The following is a 22,073-nucleotide window of genomic DNA, read 5'->3' as shown; positions in this document are numbered from 1 at the left end:
TTTTTATGCCTGAACGCCGGGTTGGGTCACGCGCAGACCGCTGACGATGGCTGCCAGGGTGGCAAGGGCGCCTGCGGTGAGAAGCGCAACGTGATTACCGTTTTGCCCGGCAAGGTTAAACATCAGGGCAACCAGCGCCGCACCGGTGCTTTGTCCCAGCAGACGCGCGGTCCCCAGCATGCCACTGGCACCTCCGCTGCGATGTCGCGGCGCCGCGGTAATAATGGTGTGGTTGTTGGGGGACTGGAACAGGCCAAACCCGGCACCGCACAGAACCATGCGCCAGATAATGTCCAGATCGCCTGGCGATGACGGAAGCAGCGCCAGCGCAAAAAGACCGGTTGCCATCACTGCCAGCCCCACCGCACCCAACAAACCGGCATGTACACGTTCTATTAAATAACCGGCAAGCGGTGCCATCACCATCGTCGCCAGCGGCCAGGGGGTTAACAGCAGCCCGGTCTCCACTTCGGAACGTCCTATCACGCTTTGCAGGAAGAAGGGCAGAGAAACCAGAGCCAGCATCTGGGCGCAGAACGAGCAGACGGAGGTGCAGATGGAGAGCGAAAAGAGGGGGATACGCAGCAGATCGACCGGCAGTAAAGGTACCGGCAGGGCAAGCTGTCGGCGAACAAAGAAGAAGCCCGTCACCAGCAGGGCAACAAGCTCCGCGGCGGTAAGCAGCAGAGATTGACCCTGCGCAAAGCCGCTCAGGGCGGTAATCAGCAGACCAAAGGTGAGCGCATTCATCACTGCACTTGCCACGTCAAAGCGCGGCATGGTGCTTTTCGGGCCGTTAGCGGGGAGATAACGCAGGGCAAAGAAGATGGCCACGATACCCAGCGGCACGTTTATGGCGAACAGCCATTGCCAGGAGGCGACAGAAAGTATAGCGGCCGCAATGGTTGGCCCGGCGGCAGATGAGACCGCGACAATAAACGAGTTTATCCCCATGCCGCGCCCCAGATGACGCTGCGGATAGATTAGGCGGATTAGCGCCGTATTGACGCTCATCAGCGCCGCGCCGCCAAAACCTTGCGCGATGCGCGCCAGCGTCAGCGTATGCAGAGAGTCCGAAAGGGCGCACAGCAGTGATGTGAAAGTAAATACCACCAGCCCGCACTGATATACCCGACGGTAGCCGAACATATCGCCCAGAAAAGAGAAGGAGAGCAGGGAAACCACAATCGCAATCTGATAGGCATTAACAATCCATATCGAACTGGCCGGGGAAGCATGCAGATCGGTAGCAATGGTGGGAAGGGCAACGTTCGCAATCGCGCCGTCAAGGACGGCCATTGAGATACCAATAATTATCGTAGCGATAGCGCCATACCGCTGGGGCAAAGGCAGGCCATCGGAAAGGTTCTTTTCCATTGGGGATAAATAGCTCAGAGTGAAATTATTCTCAGGGTAACTATTTTAGCATCGTCAACACCGTTTTATGTCGCAGATTTGTAACGAAGTAAACGCGGATTGATTGCAGGTAACATGACGGGAATTTATAATAAAAACCGGTTCTGATTTTTATAAAACACTCTCTATGAGGTGGTAAATGGCAATTGCGGATTTGGATAAACAGCCAGATTCTGTTTCTTCCGTGCTGAAGGTGTTTGGCATCTTACAGGCGCTCGGGGAAGAGCGTGAAATTGGTATCACAGAGTTGTCACAGCGCGTGATGATGTCGAAAAGCACCGTTTATCGCTTTTTGCAAACCATGAAATCACTGGGTTACGTTGCACAGGAAGGGGAGTCTGAAAAATACTCTCTGACGCTGAAACTGTTTGAACTGGGTGCCAGGGCATTACAAAACGTGGATCTGATCCGTAGCGCGGATATTCAGATGCGTGAGATTTCCCGCCTGACCAAAGAGACTATCCACCTGGGTGCGCTGGATGAAGACAGTATTGTTTACATCCATAAAATCGACTCCATGTATAACCTGCGTATGTATTCACGCATTGGTCGTCGCAACCCGCTTTACAGCACAGCAATTGGTAAGGTTCTGCTGGCGTGGCGCGATCGTGAAGAGGTAAAACAGATCCTCGATGGCGTGGAGTACAAACGCAGTACTGAACGCACCATAACCAGCACCGAAGAGTTATTAACGGTGCTCGACAAGGTGCGTGAACAAGGGTATGGCGAGGATAACGAAGAGCAGGAAGAAGGGCTGCGCTGTATTGGCGTTCCGGTGTTTGACCGCTTTGGCGTCGTGATTGCGGGGTTGAGCATCTCTTTCCCAACGCTGCGCTTCTCGGAAGAGCGCCTGCACGAGTATGTGGCTATTCTGCATACCGCCGCGCGCAAGATTTCAGAACAGATGGGTTACCACGACTATCCGTTTTAAGCCTGGTTAGCATAAAAAACGCCGCATCTTTGCGGCGTTTTTTTATTCGGCATTCACGCTGTGGATCAGCCATTATCAATCACGACGGAAGTCTTACGCAGTACCGGGCAGTTGGTTAAACCAACGATCCCGCTGTCCGAATGGAGATACTGCGCGGTGCTGACTCCCTGTGCTGTTAAGTATTTACATTGTATGCCCAGCCCTGCTGCGTTTTCGGTGCTTCCCACCAGCACGCCATAACCCGTTAACAGAAGGCCTATCCAGAGAATCGCCAGTGCAACAATTGTTCGAATAATTAAGCGCATTATTACCTCTTTTTCATTGTTATCATAACGCCAGACTAAACGGTTTACGTAATGAAACAAGTGCAGGATTCTGAAAAGAGCCTGATGGCGCTACAGTTAGTCCTTGTTTAAGATAACCGTGATAACCTGGTTGCATCAGGTCTTTATACGGAGTGTGGAGTGAAAAAAATACGCTGGGTGATTCTGATTATCGTGCTGATAGCGTGCGTGGTGTTATGGACGCAGACTATCAACGTGATGTGCGATCAGGATGTACAGTTTTTTAGCGGCGTTTGCGCAATCAATAAGTTTATTCCGTGGTAGCACGCATTTTTTCTTCAGGTGATTTCCTTCCTTCGCGCCAGTGGTAAAATAGACGCTTTTATTGAGGTGGTGAAATGGGTGAGTTACTGAATTCAGGGCTGCTAAATATGGCATCCCTGACGATCTCTTTGGTTGTTCTGCTGGTGGGGCTGGTCATTTGGTTTTTCGTAAACCGTGCCAGTTCACGTACTAATGAGCAGATCGAACTGCTGGAAGCGCTGCTTGAACAGCAAAAGCGACAGAATGCGCTGTTGCGTCGTCTGTGCGAGGCTAACGAGCCGGAAGAGAAAGACGTGCCAAAAGAGGCGGTCGCTGAAGAGAACAACAACCAAGACGATTTTATCCGCCTGGTGGCTGAGCGCTAATCGTATCATTCCGGGAGGTGGCTGTGGTCTGGAAAAATCCCTGGTATGACCCCTCCCTGAAACATCACACCCCAAACGGTTTTCGTAATACGACTTCTGCAGGACACCAGCCCGGCGACCTTGACCGCTGGCGCAAAGAACGTAAAGAAGCCGGCCTGCCGAAGCCGCCCGCCCTCGGTTACGATGACTTTATCCGGCAGTGGTGGCAACCGGCCAATCTTCAGCAACCACAGGGGGATGGGGCGTGGTGGCTCGGACATGCGAGCATACTGCTGCAGCTGGACGGCAATATCCTTCTTACCGATCCCGTTTTTTCACGGCGCGCTTCTCCGCTCCCTTTCTTAGGGCCGCAGCGTAAAACGCCTCCGGCACTGTCTGTCGATCAACTGCACCAACTTGACGCAGTCGTCATCTCGCATAATCATTACGATCATCTTGATGAACTCACCATTCGCCACATTCTCAAACGCTTTCCCGACGTCAGCGTATTTGTTCCTTTAGGTCTGGGCGGCTGGTTTCGTCGCCGGGGTGCAAAACAAGTGGTTGAGCTCGACTGGTGGCAGAGTTTTACCTGGCAGGGGATGACATTGTCAGCCGTACCGGCGCAGCACTGGAGTATGCGCACGCTCTGGAACCGCAATCGCTCATTATGGTGCGGCTGGGTCTTTGAAGGGCGACATCACCGGTTCTGGTTTAGCGGCGATACCGGCTATTCGCCTGAGCTGCTGTTGATACCGGAACGTCTGGGGCAGATTGATGTGGCAGCATTGCCCGTTGGTGCCTATGCCCCGCGATGGTTTATGGCCGTACACCATATGGATCCCCAGTCTGCCGTTGCGTTGTGGCAGCAGTTAGGTTGCCCTCTGGCGTTCCCTGTTCACTGGGGCGTGTTTGAACTGGCAGATGAAGCGCTGGATGACCCGATAAAAGAATTAACTGACGTGCTGGATAATGTAGCGTCAGTTAATAATCCTTTCAGGATACTGAAAATTGGCGAATATTTACCCTTATAAACGAAGCGATGCATTGTTGCATATATTGTGTATGTATTCGTTGTCAGGAATGTTTTATTTTTATCGAAACGTTTTGCTTGCCTTGTTTTGATGCAGAGTCATAAAAATTTCATTATTTTGGTGCATAATCCTGTTTATTATCTGGTGCATTTTAATACAGCGGGTCGTGGTTTATTAACATCGTTTTTGCCTGAAACAATACGGTCACGTTACAATGATTTAAGCATAAGTTTTCACAATTTGTTCTAACTCAATCAACGCCGAAGATTTCTTTTCCCGTCTGCTGGACGCATTGTAATGATTGAGCTATGTTAAAAAAGTCTTAGATTACAGCGGTTGCGCAAGCAGCGTTGAGTCTGTGTAAGGGAGTAAAGCCGTCTGTTTGTGAAGCGCATAATTGTGCAAATCCTTACAGACAGTGTTCGAATTTGTGCGGCGGATCGAGACATGTTTAAAAATGGCTTGCCATATTAAACATAGTGTGTGATAACACGTTTTGGGTCAAACGAGGTACAGTTCTGTTTATGTGTGGCATTTTCAGTAAAGAAGTCCTGAGTAAACACGTTGTCGTTGAATACCGCTTCTCTGCCGAACCTTATATTAGTGCCTCATGCAGTAATGTCTCAGTTTTATCTCAGTTAATGCCTGCGGGCTAAGAAAACACTCTAAGGAATTTTGCAAAATGGCAAAGATTAAAGGTCAAGTTAAGTGGTTCAACGAGTCTAAAGGTTTTGGTTTCATTACTCCTGCTGACGGCAGCAAAGACGTGTTCGTACACTTCTCTGCAATCCAGGGTAACGGCTTCAAAACTCTGGCTGAAGGCCAGAACGTTGAGTTCGAAATTCAGGACGGCCAGAAAGGCCCAGCTGCAGTTAACGTAACTGCTATCTGATCGAACCGCTGCTGACTGGGGCGCATAGCGCTTCAATCTCAGACATAAAGCCTCGCATCATGCGGGGCTTTTTTATTCCCTTTCTTTCAAAATATTGCAATCTCCGGCCTTGTTAGCAACTTGTTGCAAAGCTGCGAGGTTAGTTGCACAGTTTCGCCTCCCAAAGCGCATCTTTTCTCGTTAAATCAGGGCGTTGTTTAACAGTCCCGGGGTTCAGGTGAAGAAGAAATTGATAATAACCGCTGGCAATTTCACGCCGGCGCGTTTTGCGCTGCTCTGTTTCGCTATTTTCTGCAGTCTGGCCTTCTTACTTGGCCGCGTTGCCTGGCTACAAATCATTAAACCCGACAATCTGGTGAAGCAGGAAGATATGCGATCCCTCCGTCAGCTGGCGATTGATGCGCCGCGTGGGATGATTATGGATCGCGAAGGCCGCCCGCTGGCGGTCAGCGTGCCTGTCCGGGCCGTTTGGGCCGATCCTAAAACCGTGCGGGCGAAAGGGGGCGTCGGTTTTGATGAACGCTGGCAGGCGCTGGCAAATGCGCTGCATCTTTCACTGAACACGCTTGCTTCGCGAATTAACGCTAATCCCCAGGGCCGCTTCATCTACCTGGCGCGTCAGGTCGATCCAGCACAGGCAAAGTGGATTGATAAACTCAATTTGCCCGGCATTAATTTACGCGATGAATCCCGCCGTTTTTACCCGGCAGGCCACGTGGCGGCAAATCTGATTGGCTTCACCAATATTGACGGACAGGGCATTGAAGGGGTGGAAAAAAGCTTCAATGCGCAGCTGACGGGTAAAGCGGGTATCCGACAGGTAAGGGAGGATCGCTACGGGCGCGTGGTTGAAAACCTGACGGAAGTGGCGCCCACGCCGGCGCATAACATCCAGTTGAGCATTGACGAGCGGCTGCAAACCATTACCGAAGACGCGCTGGATAATGCCGTCGCCTGGAATAAGGCCGAGTCAGGGGCCTCCGTGTTAATCAATATCCCCACCGGGGAAATACTCGCCATGGCGAGCTATCCTGATTTCAACCCCAATAACCGGGAAGGTGCGACGATAAACGATTTTCGCAACCGCGCGATCAGCGATACGTTCGAGCCTGGTTCGACCGTCAAGCCGCTGGTGCTGATGACGGCCCTGCAGCAGGGGCTGGTCCAGCCGGACAGCGTTATTGATACCCACCCGTATACCCTTGACGGGCATCGTATCCGCGACGTGGGTTATTATCCTGAGCTGACCATGACCGGGATCCTGCAAAAATCGAGCGACACCGGCGTATCCCGACTCTCGCTGGCGATGCCTGTTCAGCATCTGATTGATACCTATCGAAACTTTGGTTTTGGTACCAACACGGGGCTTGGCCTAACGGGTGAGAGCGCGGGGCTGCTGCCACAGCGTAAATACTGGAGCCAGCTCGACCGCGCGACCTTTGCCTTTGGCTACGGCCTTATGGTCACGCCGCTCCAGCTGGCCCACGTCTACGCGACGATTGGCGGCTTCGGTCTTGAGCGTCCACTCTCCATCACCCGCATCGATCCCCCCGTTATCGGACACCGCGTCATGCCGGAAGAGATCGCGCACGAGGTGGAGCACATGATGGAGAGCGTTGCGCTGCCCGGCGGCGGGGGCGTTAAGGCGGCCGTTCGCGACTATCGCGTGGCGGTGAAGACCGGGACGGCGAAGAAAATTGATGATAGCGGCAAATATGTCGATAAATACGTCGCCTATACCGCAGGCGTTGCGCCTGCCAGCGACCCGCGTTTTGCCCTGGTGGTGGTGATTAACGATCCTCAAAACGGGGCCTACTATGGCGGGGCAGTTTCCGCACCGGTCTTCAGCGAAATTATGGGCAACGTTCTGCGCCTGGAGAACGTGAAGCCTGACGGGCTGCCTGCCGGTTCTGACCACCTTATCGTGATGCGGTAATCCAGCCGTTTTATAGCGGGGCGAATAGCGGTACACTTCGCCCTTTGGTTTATCTCCCGGAGTTGTCATGTCCTTCAGCTGTCCCCTTTGCCACGCGTCCCTGACGCGCTCAGATAAAAGTTATGCCTGTCCGCAGGGACACCAGTTTGATATGGCGAAAGAAGGGTATGTGAATCTTCTTCCGGTGCAGCACAAGCGCTCCCGCGATCCGGGCGATAGCGCAGAGATGATGCAGGCGCGCAGGGCGTTTCTCGATGCCGGACACTATCTGCCGCTGCGGGAAACGGTAGCGCAGATGCTGAATGACATGTTGCCTGATTCGGCGTCCGCCATGCTTGATATCGGCTGCGGGGAAGGGTACTACACCGCACGGTTTGCGGATGTGGTGCGTGAAAAGGGGGCCGTGACATTCGGTCTCGACGTGTCGAAAGTGGCGATCCGCGCGGCGGCTAAACGTTACGCTGGCGTGACGTTCTGCGTGGCATCCAGCCACCGGCTGCCGTTTGAGGATGTCAGTATGGACGCCGTTATCCGCATTTACGCGCCGTGTAAAGCAGAAGAGCTGGCGCGCGTGGTGAAGCCCGGAGGCTGGGTGATAACCGTCACGCCGGGCCCGCGTCACCTGATGGAGCTGAAAGGGCTCATTTACGACGAGGTGCGTCTGCATGCCCCGCACTCTGAACAGCTGACAGGCTTTACGCTGAAGCAGGAGCAGTCAGTGGTGTATGAAATGAATTTAAACGGGGAAGAGGCGGTAGCCCTGCTGCAAATGACGCCGTTCGCGTGGCGGGCAAAACCGGAAGTATGGGATGCGTTAGCGGCTCGGACGACGTTTGGCTGCCAGACGGATTTCAGTATCCACGTCTGGCAGCGCGACGCTTAAGGCGCGAAGTGTGCCCAGAGGATCTGGGCACCAATGCCGATCAGCACAATACCGCCTAAGATCTCGGCGCGTTTACCCAGCAGCGGGCCGATAAACCGTCCAACCATCATGCCCAGCGTGGACATAATCAACGTTGCACAGCCGATGGCCAGCGCGGTAGCGATAATATTGACCTGCAGGAACGCCAGACCCACCCCGACGGCCATGGCGTCCAGGCTGGTGGCGATTGCCGTAGTGACCAGCAGCCAGAAACCGTGGCGGTGCAGCGGTGTTTCATCTTCATCATCATTCCCGCGAAAACCTTCAATCACCATTCGGCCACCGAGAAATACCAGCAGGACGAACGCAATCCAGTGGTTCCACTCCAGCACGAACTGGCTGGCGAGCATGCCCAAACCCCAGCCAATGAGCGGCGTCAGCGTTTCGATGGCACCAAAGATCAGACCGGTGCGCAGAGCTTCTGAGAATTTAGGTTTGTGAAGCGTGGCGCCTTTGCCGATGGAAGCCGCAAATGCGTCCATGGACATGCCAAAAGCGAGAAGGATCGTAGCGGAGATGTTCATAAGAGCGTCCAGACCGGGGATATCCATATGACACATCACTGCCCCCAGTAAACAGCAGTTGATGTATCTATGGTCTCGCCTGATCCCTTTTGCACGGTAAGTGTGCTGAAAGCGATCCGTACGCGCCACGTTTTTCAACGAGTATGTTGACACGTACATTTCCTGCGTGCAGGAAATCGGCTACTCCCCAACGACGGGCGCAACCTTAACATATTTTGAGAATATAAAACAACAATGATAAAGGCTTAATTTATTCGCCTTTTTGATAACGATTTTCATTTAGATTTATGCGTGAAAATATCGTTAATAAATATAAGTCAATGAGGAGGGAAGATATAGCAACGGCTATATTTTTTGCGAAAGAATATCACAATATATAGCCGAGGTTATAATAATAACTCATTGAGTTTTAACGAGTAAGTTGTAGATTTTTTCAAGGTCATCAATATTTTTGACCCGGATGAGCAGGCGGCGTTGTTCTAATTGCATCACTAACACGCCGTCTTCGGATAAATTCATCTCTTTAATACGGTTATATTCTATCCATATGTTGGCGAAGAAGAATCCGTGTTTTTTAAAAATGAGTTTTGGCGAGCGGATCCAGAAAAGGTAAATCGCCATTAATGCCAGCGCACATAATAACCATGTGGTTAATATTGCACCGTGGCTGGTCACGTTACTGTATATCAGAATGACCACCAGGCCCGCGAAGATAAACGCATCAATGCGTCCTCGGCGCAAGAGGGGAAGGGACAGCAGCGTCTCGCCGTGGCGGCGAGGCATTATGAACTCGTCATAGATCGCGTAAGCCAGAAGGGCAACAATAAATAAAACCAGTACGATGTCCGTAACAGTCATTCATCCTCCAGATAAAAAGACCGGGGGCAAGCCCCCGGTCGATAACGCAATGTCTTACAGGCCCAGCAGGCCGACAGCGTAGCCCGCGATACCGATGACGAAGAAGCCAACGATGATCCACAGCGGGTTCACTTTCTTACGCAGCAGCCACATACACGCGAAGGTCAACAGCAGCGGCACCAGGCCAGGCATCAGCTGGTCCAGAATCGTCTGCACGGTGGTGACGCGGGTCTGACCATCCTGACCGGTGATGGTCGAAACCACCAGCGGGATGTTCACGTGCGTCCACTTGTTAACCAGCGCCCCCATCACAAACAGGCCGAGAATTGACGCCCCCTCGGTCAGTTTCTGCAGGAAGCCGCCGCCCATATCCTTAACGATGTCCACGCCCTTACGGTAGCCGTACGCCACGCCGTAGTAACGGGTCAGCAGACGCACCGCGTTGAACAGGATGAAGAACAGCAGAGGACCGAGCAGGCTGCCGCTCATCGCGATCCCGGCACCCAGCGCCGCGAAGACCGGGCGAACGGTACCCCAGAAGATAGGGTCGCCCACGCCGGCCAGCGGACCCATCAGACCGACTTTGATACCGTTGATGGCACCATCGTCAATCTCCGCGCCGTTCGCACGCTGCTCTTCCATCGCCAGCGTCACGCCCAGAACAGGAGCCGCGACGTAAGGATGGGTGTTGAAGAATTCCAGGTGACGCTTAATCGCCTGACGACGCGCTTCGTTGTTTTCCGGATACAGGCGTTTGATCGCCGGTACCATGGAGAAGCAGAAGCCCAGCGCCTGCATACGTTCGAAGTTCCATGAACCCTGAAACAGGTTAGAACGGATGAACACGCCACGAATATCACCCGGAGTGAGTTTTTTCTCGGTGGTAGTTTTTGTCATATCAACCATTTCGCTCACCTGTTAGTCCAGTTCGTTATCGAGATCGTTGTTACCAGCAGCCTGCGCTGGGGCACCCGCAACGCGGTTATATTTCGGGCTGAGCTGGATGTAGAGAATCGCCATCACGGCACCAATCACACCCAGTGCAACCAGGTTGAAGTTGGTGAAGGCGGCGGTGACGAAGCCGAGGTAGAAGAACGGCATCAGGTAGCCTGCGCGCATCATGTTGATGACCATTGCGTAACCCACCACGACGATCATACCACCCGCGATGTTCAGACCGCTGGTGACCACTTCAGGGATCGCATTCAGCATGCCCTGAACTTCGCTTGTGCCGACAGAAATCGCAACGATAACCGCCGGGATCGCGATACGCATCGCCTGCAGGAACAGGGACGAAACGTGGATCCAGGAGAGTGCCGTGAGGTTGCCATTTTCGGCCGCCTTATCCGCCGCATGCTGGAACGCAACGGTGATGGTACGCACGATAATAGTCAGCACCTGGCCCGCTGCGGCAAGAGGAATGGCCAGGGCGATACCTGCACCGATACTCTGATGACCGGCAATAACCAGAACGGTCGAGATGATAGAGGCCAGCGCGGCATCGGGCGCAACGGCAGCACCGATGTTCATCCAGCCGAGGGCGATCATTTCCAGCGTACCGCCGATGATGATACCGGTTTTCATATCACCCAAAACGGCACCAATCAACGTACAGGCCACCAGAGGGCGGTGGAACTGAAATTCATCAAGTACGGATTCCATACCCGCAATACACGCGACGATGAACACCAGCACAATCTGAAGAGTGGTAATCTCCATTGTACTTCTCCTATGACATAAGCTTTATGTGAAAAACCGGCGCGGGCTTATTTCCCAACTTTACCGATCAAATCCATCATTTTCAGTTTCGGGTCAGTGGAAACTTTACGGGCTTCCAGCTCAATACCGCGGGCATTCAGCTTGTTGAACGCCTCGATATCTTTCGCATCGACTGAAATCGCGTTGTTGACCTGCGTTTTGCCCTGACGGAAAGCCATACCGCCGATGTTCACGGAGGTAATTTTCACGCCGCCTTCAACAATGCGCTCGACGTCTGTCGGGTTAGTAAACAGGAGCATCACGCGCTCACCCGCATATTTCGGGTTGTTGTAAACGCGGATCATCTTGGCGACATCCACCACGTGCGCGGTAACGCCCGGTGGAGCAACCTGGGTCAGAAGGGTTTTACGGACGGTATCAGCGGCCACTTCGTCGCTGACGACGATGATGCGGCGAACGTTGGTCTCTTTGGTCCAGCGTGTCGCCACCTGCCCGTGGATTAAGCGGTCATCAATACGCGCAAGGCCGATAACCATGTAATCGTTCGGTCCCATCGGTTTTGCCGGTGCCGCCGCTTTCGGTGCCGCCGCAGCCGGGGCAGGGGCAGGTTTTTCAACCGGCTGCGCTTTCAGGGCTTTCACGCCTTCACGACCGGTTTCAACGGCCAGCGCGACCAGCTCATCGAAGCTCGGGTTGTCGTCGCGCGCCATAAAGGTTTCCACCAGCATGGGAATGTTAACCCCGGCGACGACTTCATAATGCTCTTTATCGACGACAATGCGGCTGGCAGCGTTAAACGGACTGCCGCCCCATGTATCGACGAGAAACAGCACGCCTTTGCTGGTATCCAGCTTCGCGAGTTGAGCGTTGTACTTCTCAATCAGCGTCTCGGCATTTTCACCGGGAACGAAATCGATCCAGCCGACGTTTTCCTGCTCGCCCAACAGCATCTCTGCCGTTTTGAGTAGCTGCTCAGCAGCCCAACCATGTGTGCCTATGACAATAGCAATGGTCACTTGCTACCTCCTTTTATTATCATTAATACGCCTGCCGGGCAGACGTACTGAGAATCGTATTGGCGAACCGAATCGATTCAGATAAGGGTTAGAGTTCAAAAACTAAGACTTCCGCGAATTATTTTAGATAGTGAAAAAATAATTTATGTGATGAAGATCCGTAATTTAGCTACACGCAACAGATTTATCTTAAGGGTACAGCCACTGTGTTACAGATCTTTGCAAAGGAACGTAAATCTTTGCTAAAAATGCATTGTGTCTGATATGTTTAGCCTCCGTTTAATTGTTCAGGAGTATAGGGCCACAGCCCACTATATGGACCGTCACCGACGTCAGTCATCTACCAGGCCATTCCGCGCCTTTTTCACCGGCGAACCACGCCACGTATCGACTCTGTCTGCCTTATATTTGCCCACGTTGAGTGGGGCACCGTTTTGTCATTCCTTTAGCAGGAGCTTGTCATGGAATTCTTAATGGACCCGTCAATCTGGGTGGGACTGCTCACGCTGGTCGTACTGGAGATCGTTCTCGGTATTGATAACCTGGTGTTTATCGCCATCCTTGCGGACAAACTGCCGCCAAAACAGCGTGATAAAGCGCGTCTGATTGGTCTGTCGCTGGCGCTGGTCATGCGACTGGGGCTGCTCTCCGTCATCTCCTGGATGGTCACGTTGACCAAACCGCTGTTCTCCGTCATGGATTACACCTTCTCCGGGCGTGATTTGATCATGCTGATCGGGGGGATATTCCTGCTGTTCAAAGCGACGACGGAGCTACATGAACGGCTGGAAAACCGTCAGCACGATGATGGGCACGGTAAAGGCTATGCCAGCTTCTGGGTCGTGGTACTGCAAATTGTGGTGCTGGATGCGGTCTTCTCGCTGGATGCGGTTATTACTGCAGTCGGTATGGTGAACCATCTGCCGGTGATGATGGCGGCTGTGGTCATTGCTATGGCGGTAATGCTGCTGGCCTCGAAACCGTTGACGCGCTTCGTCAACCAGCATCCGACGGTGGTCGTGCTCTGTCTGAGCTTCCTGCTGATGATTGGTCTGAGCCTGGTGGCGGAAGGTTTTGGCTTCCATATTCCGAAAGGCTACCTGTACGCCGCGATTGGCTTCTCGATTCTGATCGAACTGTTCAACCAGATTGCGCGCCGTAACTTTATTAAGCAGCAGTCAAATCAGCCGCTGCGCGCCCGTACGGCGGACGCCATTCTGCGCCTGATGGGAGGGCGTCGCCAGGTGAACGTCCAGTCTGATTCCGAAAACCGTAACCCGGTGCCGGTCCCGGAAGGGGCGTTTGTGGAAGAGGAGCGCTACATGATTAACGGCGTGCTCTCCCTTGCCTCCCGCTCGCTGCGCGGCATCATGACGCCGCGCGGGGAAATCAGCTGGGTGGATGCGAACCTGAGCGTAGATGAAATTCGTCAACAATTGCTCTCTTCACCGCACAGTCTGTTCCCGGTATGCCGCGGTGAGCTGGATGAGATCATCGGCGTCGTGCGGGCAAAAGAGATGCTGGTGGCGCTGGAAGAGGGCGTCAACGTAGAGGCGATTGCAGCTTCGTCGCCGGCGATTGTCGTGCCGGAAACGCTGGATCCGATCAACCTGCTGGGCGTATTGCGTCGCGCGCGCGGTAGCTTTGTTATCGTCACCAACGAGTTTGGTGTGGTACAGGGGCTGGTGACGCCGCTGGACGTGCTCGAAGCGATTGCCGGTGAATTCCCGGATGAAGACGAAACGCCTGAGATTGTGGCCGACGGCGAAGGCTGGCTGGTCAAAGGTGCGACCGACCTGCACGCGCTTTCGCACACGCTGGGGCTGGAAAACGTGGTTAACGACGAAGAAGACATCGCAACCGTGGCGGGTCTGGTTATCGCCGTAAACGGTCAGATCCCGCGCGTCGGAGATGTAATCGAGCTTCCTCCGTTGCACATCACTATCGTGGAAGCCAACGACTACCGCGTCGATCTGGTCCGCATTGTTAAAGAACAGTCTGCACACGACGAAGATGAATAAGTCTGCTTAACGGGTACGATGTGCCCGTTATGATGTGCTGGCGGGGAGGAGTTTCCCGCCTGCCATTGTGGCGTTAATACCGCCTCCGCTTCTCTCAACCCCTTTCGCAACGAGTCCAATACTTAGCCGCTGCCTGATATCAGGCAGTGCGCGAGCAGCCGCGACCGTAAAAGTGTAGTGGGGAAAGAAGGAAGAGACGAGAATGAAGGGAGAAATTCGCCCATCCGCTGCGGATGGGCGAAAGAGAGGATTAGTCGCACTGCACCTTAATGGCCAGACCGCCGCGCGACGTCTCACGGTACTTCGCGTTCATGTCTTTGCCGGTTTCGTACATGGTTTCGATTACCTTATCCAGCGACACGCGTGGTTCGCTGGTACGGCGCATCGCCATGCGCGAGGCGTTAATCGCTTTGACGGAAGCAATCGCGTTACGCTCAATGCACGGCACCTGCACCTGGCCAGCGACCGGGTCACAGGTCAGACCGAGGTTATGCTCCATGCCAATTTCCGCCGCCACGCAAACCTGTTCAGGGCTTGCACCCAGCAGCTCGGCCAGACCGGCCGCCGCCATGGAGCAGGCTACGCCCACTTCACCCTGACAGCCCACTTCAGCGCCTGAAATGGACGCATTCATCTTGTACAGCGCGCCAATAGCGCCTGCCGCGAGGAAATAACGGATATAGATATCCGGCGTCACGGGCTCAATAAAGTGATCGTAGTAGGCCAGCACAGCCGGGACGATCCCGCACGCACCGTTGGTTGGCGCAGTCACGACGCGACCACCCGCAGCGTTCTCTTCGTTTACCGCGAGGGCAAACATGTTAACCCAGTCGACCACGTTCATCGGGTCGTTAGAGAACTTGTCGGTGGTCACCAGCATACGGCGCAGGGCAGAGGCACGACGCGGCACGCGCAGTGGCCCAGGCAGGACGCCTTCGGTGTTCATCCCGCGGTCAATACAGGCGCGCATGGTTTGCCACACGTTGGCAAAATAGTCCTCGATCTCTTTTTTGCTGTGCAGCGCCAGTTCGTTCTGCATCACCATGCCGGACAGCGACAGACCGGTTTCTTTGCAGTAGCCCAGCATTTCGGTGGCCGATTTGAACGGATAGGGCACATTCACGTCGCCCGCGCTCTCTTTACCAAAATGCTCTTCGTCAACGATGAAGCCACCGCCGATGGAGTAGTAGGTTTTGCTGTAGATCTCTTTTTCGGCGCTCCAGGCGTGGATAGTCATGCCGTTTTCATGCAGCGGCAGGTTGTCGCTGCGAAAACGCATGCCGTCATCCTGCGGGAAATCCACTTCGTGCTGACCGTTAGCCAGCAGCAGGCGGCCGCGCGCTTCCACGTCGCGGATGAATGCCGGGATGGCATCAATATCAACAGTGTCCGGCATATTGCCCGCCAGACCCATAATAATGGCGATATCGGTGTGGTGGCCTTTACCCGTTAATGACAGTGAACCGTAAACGTCTACGGCGACACGGGTAACGCTTTCCAGTAATCCTTTTTCGACCAGATCATCGACGAACTGTTTACCGGCCTTCATCGGCCCTACAGTGTGGGAAGAAGAAGGACCAATCCCCACTTTGAACATGTCGAATATACTAATCACTTTCACACTCCTGACAGGGTTACCGGGGTTCCAGTAACGATGTTATAACTGCGCATAGTGTAAGAGGGAACACCGACCTCGGCTTAACTATTCACATGAATTAAACTAATGGTTGACGATGGGTTTTGCTAATAGCGCGACGCGGATCGCAAACCTGCAAAAAAGGATGGAATGTAAAGTATAGTCAAGGCTTCAGGCCGATTTGCAGCGCCAGTTCACGAATAATGCCCGCCGTCATGCCCCAGACAAAATAATGCTGATACCAGGACAACCAGACCCGATGGTCATGCCCCCGGCGATGGATATCCAGCGGATGATAGCGACTTAGCCGGAGCGCCTCTTCAAGCGGCATTTCAAACACCGCCGAGACTTCGTTGACGCTGGCGTGATACTGCAGGCCAGGCGGGATAATGCCGACCACGGGTGTGACCTGAAAGCCGGTGACGCTGTCGACCGGCGGCAGCACGCCGATGACCTCGACCTTTTCAGGAGGAATAGCCACCTCTTCCTGCGCTTCCCGCAGCGCGGCGGCAATCAGCGACGCATCGGTGCTGTCCACCGCGCCTCCCGGGAAGGCCACCTGACCGGCATGTTTGCGCATATGCGGCGAGCGCTGCGTAAGCAGCAGGCCTGGCTGTTCCCGACGCACCACCGGGATCAGCACCGCCGCCTGGCGCTGATTCAGCGCCTCGCGGTTGACCTGTGGCCGCAACAGCTGAAAGCGCGACAGAAAATCATCCAGCGTCAGGTTCTCTTTCTCCACCGTTAGTTCTCCAGTTGTTTCAGGATACGGTTCACCTTATCAAAGGTTTCCTGATATTCCGCCTCGACCTGGCTGTCCGCCACAATGCCGCCGCCCGCAGAGCAGTACAGATTGCCGCCGCAGGCCGTCAGCGTGCGAATGGTAATGCTGGTATCCATGGTGCCGCACAGGCTGATATAGCCGATGCTGCCGCACCAGGCGTTGCGGCGGTGCGGTTCCAGCTCGTCGATGATTTCCATGGCGCGAATTTTTGGCGCGCCGGTGATGGAGCCGCCCGGAAATGCGGCGCGGAGCAGATCGCAGGCGGTGCGAGAGGCGGGCAGACGCGCGGTAATGGTACTGACCAGATGATGCACCGCCGGGAAAGGCTCGACGACGAACAGTTCCGGCACGCGCACGCTGCCTGGCTCGGCGACCCGGCCAATATCGTTACGCATCAGGTCGACAATCATCAGGTTTTCGGCACGATCTTTCGGTGATGCGGCGAGTTTTTCCGCCTGCCGGCGATCGGCATCAGGGTCGGCAAGACGCGGTAGCGTGCCTTTAATCGGGCGGGTTTGAATCATGCCCTCCGCGAGATGAATAAAGCGCTCCGGCGACAGGCTAAGGACCGCCCCCTGTTCCAGACGTACGAACGCGCTGAACGGCGCCCTGTTGCTGGCATTGAGACGGATAAAGGCCTGCCACTCGTCCCCCTGATACGTCGCCTGAAAACGCTGGGCGAGGTTAACCTGATAGCAGTCGCCGCTTTGCAGATACGACTGAACGCGCGCGAATTTTTCGGCGTATTCCGCTGAGGTCATGTTCGAGCGCCAGCCGGAGGTCAGGGTAAACGCCTCGGCTGGGGCAGGCTGCTGCGCCTCAAGCCAGGCCAGACGCGCCTGCACGTCTTGATGGCTCAGCAGGGAGACCGTTTTTTTCTGGTGATCGACAATTAACGCCCAGTCGTACAGCCCCACGGCCATGTCCGGCAGGGAAATATCCGCCTGCGCATGCTCCGGCAGCGTTTCGAAGCGGCGACCCAAATCGTAGCCAAACAGGCCCAGCGCACCGCCCTGGAAAGGCAGGTCCAGGTTAGGGGTAGCGGATAAGCCCAGTGCGTTAATGGCTTGCTGAAGCTGCACCAGCGGATCGTCCGTCGTCGACAGATCGTCGGTTGTCAGCGTCTTCACCGGATCGGCCACCAGAATATCGAAGCGGCTATAGGGGTGGTCCGCATGACCGGAATGCAGCAGCATCGCAAACGGACGATGGCTCAGGCGGGCAAACCAGAATTCAGCGGCGTCTGCACGCCAGGGCAAGGTAATAACAGTGGGGAAGCGCATGTTCATGTGTGGCATACTACCGGGCAGCGTGAAATAATTAGCGCGAATAATTTAGCAGGAGTTGACGATGTTTGCAGGTTTACCTTCTCTGAGCCATGAACAGCAGCAGAAAGCGGTTGAGCGAATCCAGGAACTGATGTCCCAGGGGATGAGCAGCGGACAGGCGATTTCCCAGGTGGCGGAAGAACTGCGCGCCACGCATACCGGCGAGCGGATCGTGGCGCGTTTCGAGGATGAAGATGAAGAGTAATCGGGCTTAAACTGCCGCGATAATCTTAATCTCAACCTTATATTCCGGTTTCATCAACGTGGCCTGTACGGTGCAGCGTACGGGGGCGTGCCCCGCCACTACCCATGCATCCCAGGCTTTGTTCATCGCCGCGAAATCATCTTTATTGGCCAGGAAAATGGTCGCATCCAGAATCCGGGATTTGTCGCTGCCCTGTTTTTCCAGCACGGCATCAATCTGCGCCAGGGTATTAGCCGTTTGTTCGAACGCGTCCGCGTCCAGGTTAGCGGGTACGCCGGTGTAGTAGAGCGTCTGGTTATGGATCACCACATCAGACCAGCGGGCTTCGGCATCAATGCGCACAATTGTCATAAACGTTTCCTCGTTATTTTTCGTCGTCAGGCGGCAAGACTGCCATATTGTTCCACTGTCGTCACTATTTGGGGTGGCACAGGAGAGAATGGGCTGACATAATCCCTGTGCAAAAATACAGTGAGAGAGCAACGTGGCAGACGATTTTTCCCCTGAAGGTCAATTAGCGCAGGCGATCCCCGGCTTCAAGCCCCGTGAGCCTCAGCGTCAGATGGCGCACGCCGTTGCACGCGCCATCGATAAGGCTCAGCCGCTGGTGGTCGAGGCCGGAACCGGCACGGGTAAAACCTATGCTTACCTTGCGCCTGCGCTGCGCGCGAAAAAGAAGGTGATTATTTCCACCGGATCGAAAGCGCTGCAGGATCAGCTCTACAGCCGCGATCTGCCTACCGTAGCAAAAGCGCTGAAATACAAAGGACGCCTGGCACTGCTGAAAGGGCGCTCAAACTACCTTTGCCTGGAGCGACTTGAACAGCAGGCGCTGGCGGGTGGCGATCTGCCGGTACAAACCCTGAGCGACGTCATTATTCTGCGTGCCTGGGCGAACCAGACCGAAGAGGGCGATATCAGCACCTGCGCGAGCGTGCCGGAAGATTCCCCGGCCTGGCCGCTGGTAACCAGCACCAACGACAACTGCCTCGGCAGCGACTGCCCGCTGTATAAAGACTGCTTTGTGGTGAAAGCGCGTAAAACCGCGATGGATGCAGACGTTGTGGTGGTGAACCACCACCTGTTCCTCGCGGACATGGTGGTTAAGGACAGCGGTTTTGGCGAGCTGATCCCGGAGGCGGATGTGATGATCTTCGATGAAGCCCATCAGCTTCCGGATATCGCCAGCCAGTATTTCGGCCAGTCGCTTTCCAGCCGCCAGCTTCAGGATCTGGCAAAAGATTTCACCATTGCCTACCGGACCGAACTCAAAGATACCCAGCAGTTGCAGAAGTGCGCCGACCGCCTGGCACAAAGCGCGCAGGATTTCCGCTTACAGCTTGGCGAGCCGGGCTATCGCGGCAACCTGCGCGAGCTGCTGGCGGACAAAAATATCCAGCGCGCGCTGCTGCTGCTCGATGATGCCCTGGAACTATGCTACGACGTGGCGAAGCTGTCCCTCGGACGCTCGGCGCTGCTTGACGCCGCCTTCGAGCGCGCCACACTGTATCGCGGTCGGTTGAAACGGCTGAAAGAGATCAATCAGCCTGGGTACAGCTACTGGTACGAATGTACCTCGCGCCACTTTACCCTGGCGCTCACGCCGCTGACGGTGGCCGATAAATTCAAAGAGGTGATGGCGCAGAAGCCGGGAAGCTGGATCTTCACCTCCGCCACCCTGTCGGTCAATGACGATCTGCACCACTTCACCGAGCGCCTCGGCATTGAGCAGGCGGAATCACTGCTGCTGCCCAGCCCGTTTGATTACGAAAAGCAGGCGCTGCTGTGCGTGCCGCGCAATCTGCCGCTGCCGAACCAGCCGGGTGCGGCGCGGCTTCTCGCGGCGATGCTCAAGCCGATGATTGAGGCCAACAACGGGCGCTGCTTTATGCTCTGCACTTCACACGCCATGATGCGCGACCTCGCCGAGCAGTTTCGCGCCACCATGACCCTGCCGGTTTTGCTGCAGGGGGAAACCAGCAAAGGGCAGCTGCTCCAGCAGTTTGTCAGCGCCGGTAACGCCCTGCTGGTGGCGACCAGCAGCTTCTGGGAAGGGGTGGACGTGCGCGGCGACACGCTCTCGCTGGTGATCATCGATAAGCTGCCGTTCACGTCGCCGGACGATCCGCTGCTCAAAGCGCGGATGGAGGACTGCCGCCTGCGCGGGGGCGATCCGTTTGACGAGGTTCAGCTACCGGATGCGGTCATTACCCTGAAGCAAGGGGTAGGGCGCCTGATCCGCGACGTCACCGATCGCGGCGTGCTGGTCATTTGTGATAACCGGCTGGTTATGCGTCCTTACGGTGCGACCTTCCTCGCCAGCCTGCCGCCCGCCCCGCGTACGCGGGACATTAAACGCGCGGTGCGCTTTCTGGCAAACCCAACGGCGGAGTAATTCGTCCCGGAGTGTGCTAAGATGCGCGCCATTTTGTGACTGACCCTTGCGAGAGCGCGACGACTGATGCGAATTCTGGCTATTGATACCGCGACAGAGGCTTGCTCTGTTGCTCTGTTGAACGACGGTGCTGTTTCTGCCCATTTCGAAGAGTGTCCCCGGGAACACACCCAGCGTATTCTGCCCCTGGTAAAAGCCATTTTAACCCAGGGCAATACCGCCTTAACCGACCTCGATGCCCTGGCCTTTGGCCGCGGTCCCGGCAGCTTTACGGGCGTACGTATTGGCATTGGTATTGCGCAGGGGCTCGCGCTCGGCGCTGAACTGCCGATGATCGGCGTCTCTACGCTCGCCACGATGGCGCAGGGGGCCTGGCGCATGACGGGCGCGACCCGCGTGCTCGCCGCTATTGATGCCCGCATGGGCGAAGTTTACTGGGCGGAATATACCCGCGATGAAAACGGCGTCTGGCACGGCGAAGAGACGGAAGCGGTGCTTAAGCCTGAAGCCGTGACTGAACGCCTGAAGCAGCTGTCCGGCGAGTGGGCGACGGTCGGCACGGGCTGGCCGGCGTGGCCGGAGATGGCGAGCGGCACAGGCGTGACGCTGGTGGACGGCAACATGCTCCTGCCAGCGGCAGAAGATATGCTCCCGATTGCCCGTCAGCTGCTTGCGGAAGGAAAAACCGTTGCCGTTGAACATGCGGAGCCGGTTTATTTGCGAAACACCGTCGCGTGGAAGAAACTTCCGGGCCGCGAGTGAATCTCAGTAACAGGAACTGAGAAAAAGGAGTCGCATCATGGCGGTTCAGACTAAAGTAGTACGCCTTTTTATGGCAGGCGCGGTTGCCATAGCACTGAGCGGTTGCGTAACCGTACCTGATGCGATCAAGGGCAGCAGCCCGACGCCACAGCAGGATCTGGTTCGGGTGATGAATGCGCCCGAGCTTTACGTCGGCCAGGAAGCCCGCTTTGGCGGGAAAGTGATCGAGGTGCAGAACCAGCAGGGGAAAACCCGTCTGGAAATCGCCACCGTACCTCTCGACAGCGGCGCGCGGCCCGTCCTCGGTGAAGCCTCTCGCGGGCGTATCTATGCTGACGTGAATGGCTTCCTCGATCCGGTCGATTTTCGCGGACAGCTGGTGACCGTCGTCGGACCGATTACCGGTTCGGTGCAGGGCAAAATCGGCAACACGCCGTACAAATTTATGACCATGCAGGTGAACGGCTATAAGCGCTGGCGGCTCGCACAGCAGGTGGTGATGCCGCCTCAGCCAATCGATCCGTGGATGTGGGGTCCACATCCTTATCGTTACGGTTATCCGGGATGGGGATGGTATAACCCGGGCCCTGCACAGGTGCAAACGATCGTAACTGAGTAACTTACTGTTATTATTAGGAAAGAGACAGCGGCTCAGCCGCTGTCTCTGTTTTTTTACGGATAAAACGAAAAAAAAGAGTGACGCGCTTCGCAACCTGCAATCTGAACAATTAATAAACTGGTA

At 55.2% G+C, this 22,073-nt stretch carries 23 protein-coding genes and 1 pseudogene; 13 read left to right on the top strand and 11 right to left on the bottom strand.

Features of this window, described 5'->3' with window-relative positions; all coding sequences use genetic code 11:
- Positions 1–3: 3 nt before the first annotated feature.
- Positions 4–1,377: an MFS transporter gene (locus AC4ICF_RS13805; protein ID WP_116339244.1), complete on the bottom strand. Its 1,374-nt coding sequence runs from the start codon at positions 1,375–1,377 to the stop codon at positions 4–6.
- A gap of 178 nt (positions 1,378–1,555) precedes the next feature.
- Between AC4ICF_RS13805 and kdgR the strand changes: the two genes are divergently transcribed.
- Positions 1,556–2,347, top strand: a complete 792-nt coding sequence (gene kdgR / locus AC4ICF_RS13800; RefSeq protein ID WP_116339246.1) for a DNA-binding transcriptional regulator KdgR — start codon at positions 1,556–1,558, stop codon at positions 2,345–2,347.
- 65 nt (positions 2,348–2,412) lie between these two features.
- Here kdgR and AC4ICF_RS13795 read toward each other — a convergent pair whose 3' ends face one another.
- Complete coding sequence (locus tag AC4ICF_RS13795; protein ID WP_163329881.1) at positions 2,413–2,652, bottom strand: YobH family protein; 240 nt, start codon at positions 2,650–2,652, stop codon at positions 2,413–2,415.
- Positions 2,653–2,811: 159 nt separating this feature from the next.
- Here AC4ICF_RS13795 and mgrB point away from each other — a divergent pair, with 159 nt between their 5' ends.
- The 7 genes and pseudogenes from mgrB to rlmA all read left to right on the top strand — a co-directional run bounded on the left by mgrB (position 2,812) and on the right by rlmA (position 8,044).
- On the top strand, positions 2,812–2,955 hold the full coding sequence (gene mgrB, locus AC4ICF_RS13790) for a PhoP/PhoQ regulatory lipoprotein MgrB (protein ID WP_006175995.1): 144 nt from the start codon (positions 2,812–2,814) through the stop codon (positions 2,953–2,955).
- Between the two features lie 74 nt (positions 2,956–3,029).
- Positions 3,030–3,320: a YebO family protein gene (locus AC4ICF_RS13785; RefSeq protein ID WP_316379581.1), complete on the top strand. Its 291-nt coding sequence runs from the start codon at positions 3,030–3,032 to the stop codon at positions 3,318–3,320.
- A gap of 23 nt (positions 3,321–3,343) precedes the next feature.
- Entirely contained in the window at positions 3,344–4,333 is a 990-nt protein-coding gene (locus AC4ICF_RS13780; RefSeq protein WP_316379582.1) for an MBL fold metallo-hydrolase, read from the top strand.
- A gap of 524 nt (positions 4,334–4,857) precedes the next feature.
- Positions 4,858–5,002: pseudogene (locus AC4ICF_RS13775) on the top strand (DUF2627 domain-containing protein).
- Positions 5,003–5,015: 13 nt separating this feature from the next.
- Positions 5,016–5,225, top strand: a complete 210-nt coding sequence (cspE, locus tag AC4ICF_RS13770) for a transcription antiterminator/RNA stability regulator CspE (RefSeq protein WP_001062678.1) — start codon at positions 5,016–5,018, stop codon at positions 5,223–5,225.
- A gap of 217 nt (positions 5,226–5,442) precedes the next feature.
- A complete protein-coding gene (gene ftsI / locus AC4ICF_RS13765) occupies positions 5,443–7,161 on the top strand; it encodes a peptidoglycan glycosyltransferase FtsI (RefSeq protein WP_116339254.1) in 1,719 nt (572 codons plus the stop codon).
- Positions 7,162–7,228: 67 nt separating this feature from the next.
- Positions 7,229–8,044 carry a 23S rRNA (guanine(745)-N(1))-methyltransferase gene (gene rlmA / locus AC4ICF_RS13760; protein WP_316379585.1) on the top strand — a complete coding sequence of 272 codons (816 nt, stop codon included), beginning with the start codon at positions 7,229–7,231 and terminating at the stop codon, positions 8,042–8,044.
- On the opposite strand, the gene mntP is transcribed toward rlmA, so the two are convergent.
- From mntP to manX, 5 genes are all read right to left on the bottom strand, one after another.
- The gene (gene mntP / locus AC4ICF_RS13755; protein WP_316379587.1) at positions 8,041–8,607 is read right to left on the bottom strand and encodes a manganese efflux pump MntP; all 567 of its coding nucleotides are present in this window, start codon (positions 8,605–8,607) and stop codon (positions 8,041–8,043) included. The two genes, rlmA and mntP, sit on opposite strands and share 4 nt — an antisense overlap.
- Before the next feature lie 399 nt (positions 8,608–9,006).
- Positions 9,007–9,465, bottom strand: a complete 459-nt coding sequence (locus AC4ICF_RS13750; protein ID WP_316379589.1) for a DUF986 family protein — start codon at positions 9,463–9,465, stop codon at positions 9,007–9,009.
- 54 nt (positions 9,466–9,519) lie between these two features.
- Positions 9,520–10,371 (bottom strand): PTS mannose transporter subunit IID, encoded by an 852-nt coding sequence (locus tag AC4ICF_RS13745; protein WP_006810994.1) that lies wholly within the window; start codon positions 10,369–10,371, stop codon positions 9,520–9,522.
- 12 nt (positions 10,372–10,383) lie between these two features.
- Positions 10,384–11,184 (bottom strand): PTS mannose transporter subunit IIC, encoded by an 801-nt coding sequence (gene manY / locus AC4ICF_RS13740; RefSeq protein ID WP_003859914.1) that lies wholly within the window; start codon positions 11,182–11,184, stop codon positions 10,384–10,386.
- Positions 11,185–11,231: 47 nt separating this feature from the next.
- The gene (manX, locus tag AC4ICF_RS13735; protein WP_163329887.1) at positions 11,232–12,200 is read right to left on the bottom strand and encodes a PTS mannose transporter subunit IIAB; all 969 of its coding nucleotides are present in this window, start codon (positions 12,198–12,200) and stop codon (positions 11,232–11,234) included.
- Between the two features lie 461 nt (positions 12,201–12,661).
- On the opposite strand from manX, the gene yoaE reads away from it, so the two are divergent.
- Entirely contained in the window at positions 12,662–14,221 is a 1,560-nt protein-coding gene (yoaE, locus tag AC4ICF_RS13730) for a CNNM family cation transport protein YoaE (protein WP_116339262.1), read from the top strand.
- Between the two features lie 250 nt (positions 14,222–14,471).
- Here yoaE and sdaA read toward each other — a convergent pair whose 3' ends face one another.
- The 3 genes from sdaA to pabB form a co-directional block, all read right to left on the bottom strand.
- Positions 14,472–15,836, bottom strand: a complete 1,365-nt coding sequence (sdaA, locus tag AC4ICF_RS13725; protein ID WP_166711534.1) for an L-serine ammonia-lyase — start codon at positions 15,834–15,836, stop codon at positions 14,472–14,474.
- Positions 15,837–16,020: 184 nt separating this feature from the next.
- A complete protein-coding gene (locus AC4ICF_RS13720; RefSeq protein WP_316379590.1) occupies positions 16,021–16,599 on the bottom strand; it encodes a CoA pyrophosphatase in 579 nt (192 codons plus the stop codon).
- Positions 16,600–16,601: 2 nt separating this feature from the next.
- The gene (gene pabB / locus AC4ICF_RS13715; RefSeq protein WP_316379592.1) at positions 16,602–17,930 is read right to left on the bottom strand and encodes an aminodeoxychorismate synthase component 1; all 1,329 of its coding nucleotides are present in this window, start codon (positions 17,928–17,930) and stop codon (positions 16,602–16,604) included.
- A 61-nt stretch (positions 17,931–17,991) separates the two neighbouring features.
- Between pabB and AC4ICF_RS13710 the strand changes: the two genes are divergently transcribed.
- Entirely contained in the window at positions 17,992–18,174 is a 183-nt protein-coding gene (locus AC4ICF_RS13710; RefSeq protein ID WP_008500497.1) for a YoaH family protein, read from the top strand.
- A gap of 6 nt (positions 18,175–18,180) precedes the next feature.
- Here the strand turns inward: AC4ICF_RS13710 and AC4ICF_RS13705 are convergent, their stop codons facing one another.
- The gene (locus AC4ICF_RS13705; RefSeq protein WP_008500498.1) at positions 18,181–18,525 is read right to left on the bottom strand and encodes a RidA family protein; all 345 of its coding nucleotides are present in this window, start codon (positions 18,523–18,525) and stop codon (positions 18,181–18,183) included.
- Between the two features lie 133 nt (positions 18,526–18,658).
- Here AC4ICF_RS13705 and yoaA point away from each other — a divergent pair, with 133 nt between their 5' ends.
- The 3 genes from yoaA to AC4ICF_RS13690 all read left to right on the top strand — a co-directional run bounded on the left by yoaA (position 18,659) and on the right by AC4ICF_RS13690 (position 21,950).
- Positions 18,659–20,569 carry a DNA repair helicase YoaA gene (gene yoaA / locus AC4ICF_RS13700; protein WP_023325496.1) on the top strand — a complete coding sequence of 637 codons (1,911 nt, stop codon included), beginning with the start codon at positions 18,659–18,661 and terminating at the stop codon, positions 20,567–20,569.
- A gap of 66 nt (positions 20,570–20,635) precedes the next feature.
- A complete protein-coding gene (gene tsaB, locus AC4ICF_RS13695; protein ID WP_163329890.1) occupies positions 20,636–21,331 on the top strand; it encodes a tRNA (adenosine(37)-N6)-threonylcarbamoyltransferase complex dimerization subunit type 1 TsaB in 696 nt (231 codons plus the stop codon).
- Between the two features lie 37 nt (positions 21,332–21,368).
- Positions 21,369–21,950, top strand: a complete 582-nt coding sequence (locus AC4ICF_RS13690) for a Slp family lipoprotein (RefSeq protein ID WP_163329891.1) — start codon at positions 21,369–21,371, stop codon at positions 21,948–21,950.
- Positions 21,951–22,073 lie beyond the last annotated feature (123 nt).

The sequence above is a fragment of the Enterobacter sp. ECC_219_Taxon_10 genome, from assembly GCF_058354905.1.
The sequence above is the reverse complement of the archived record's forward strand: the minus strand, read 5'-3'. Positions and strand labels throughout refer to the sequence as shown.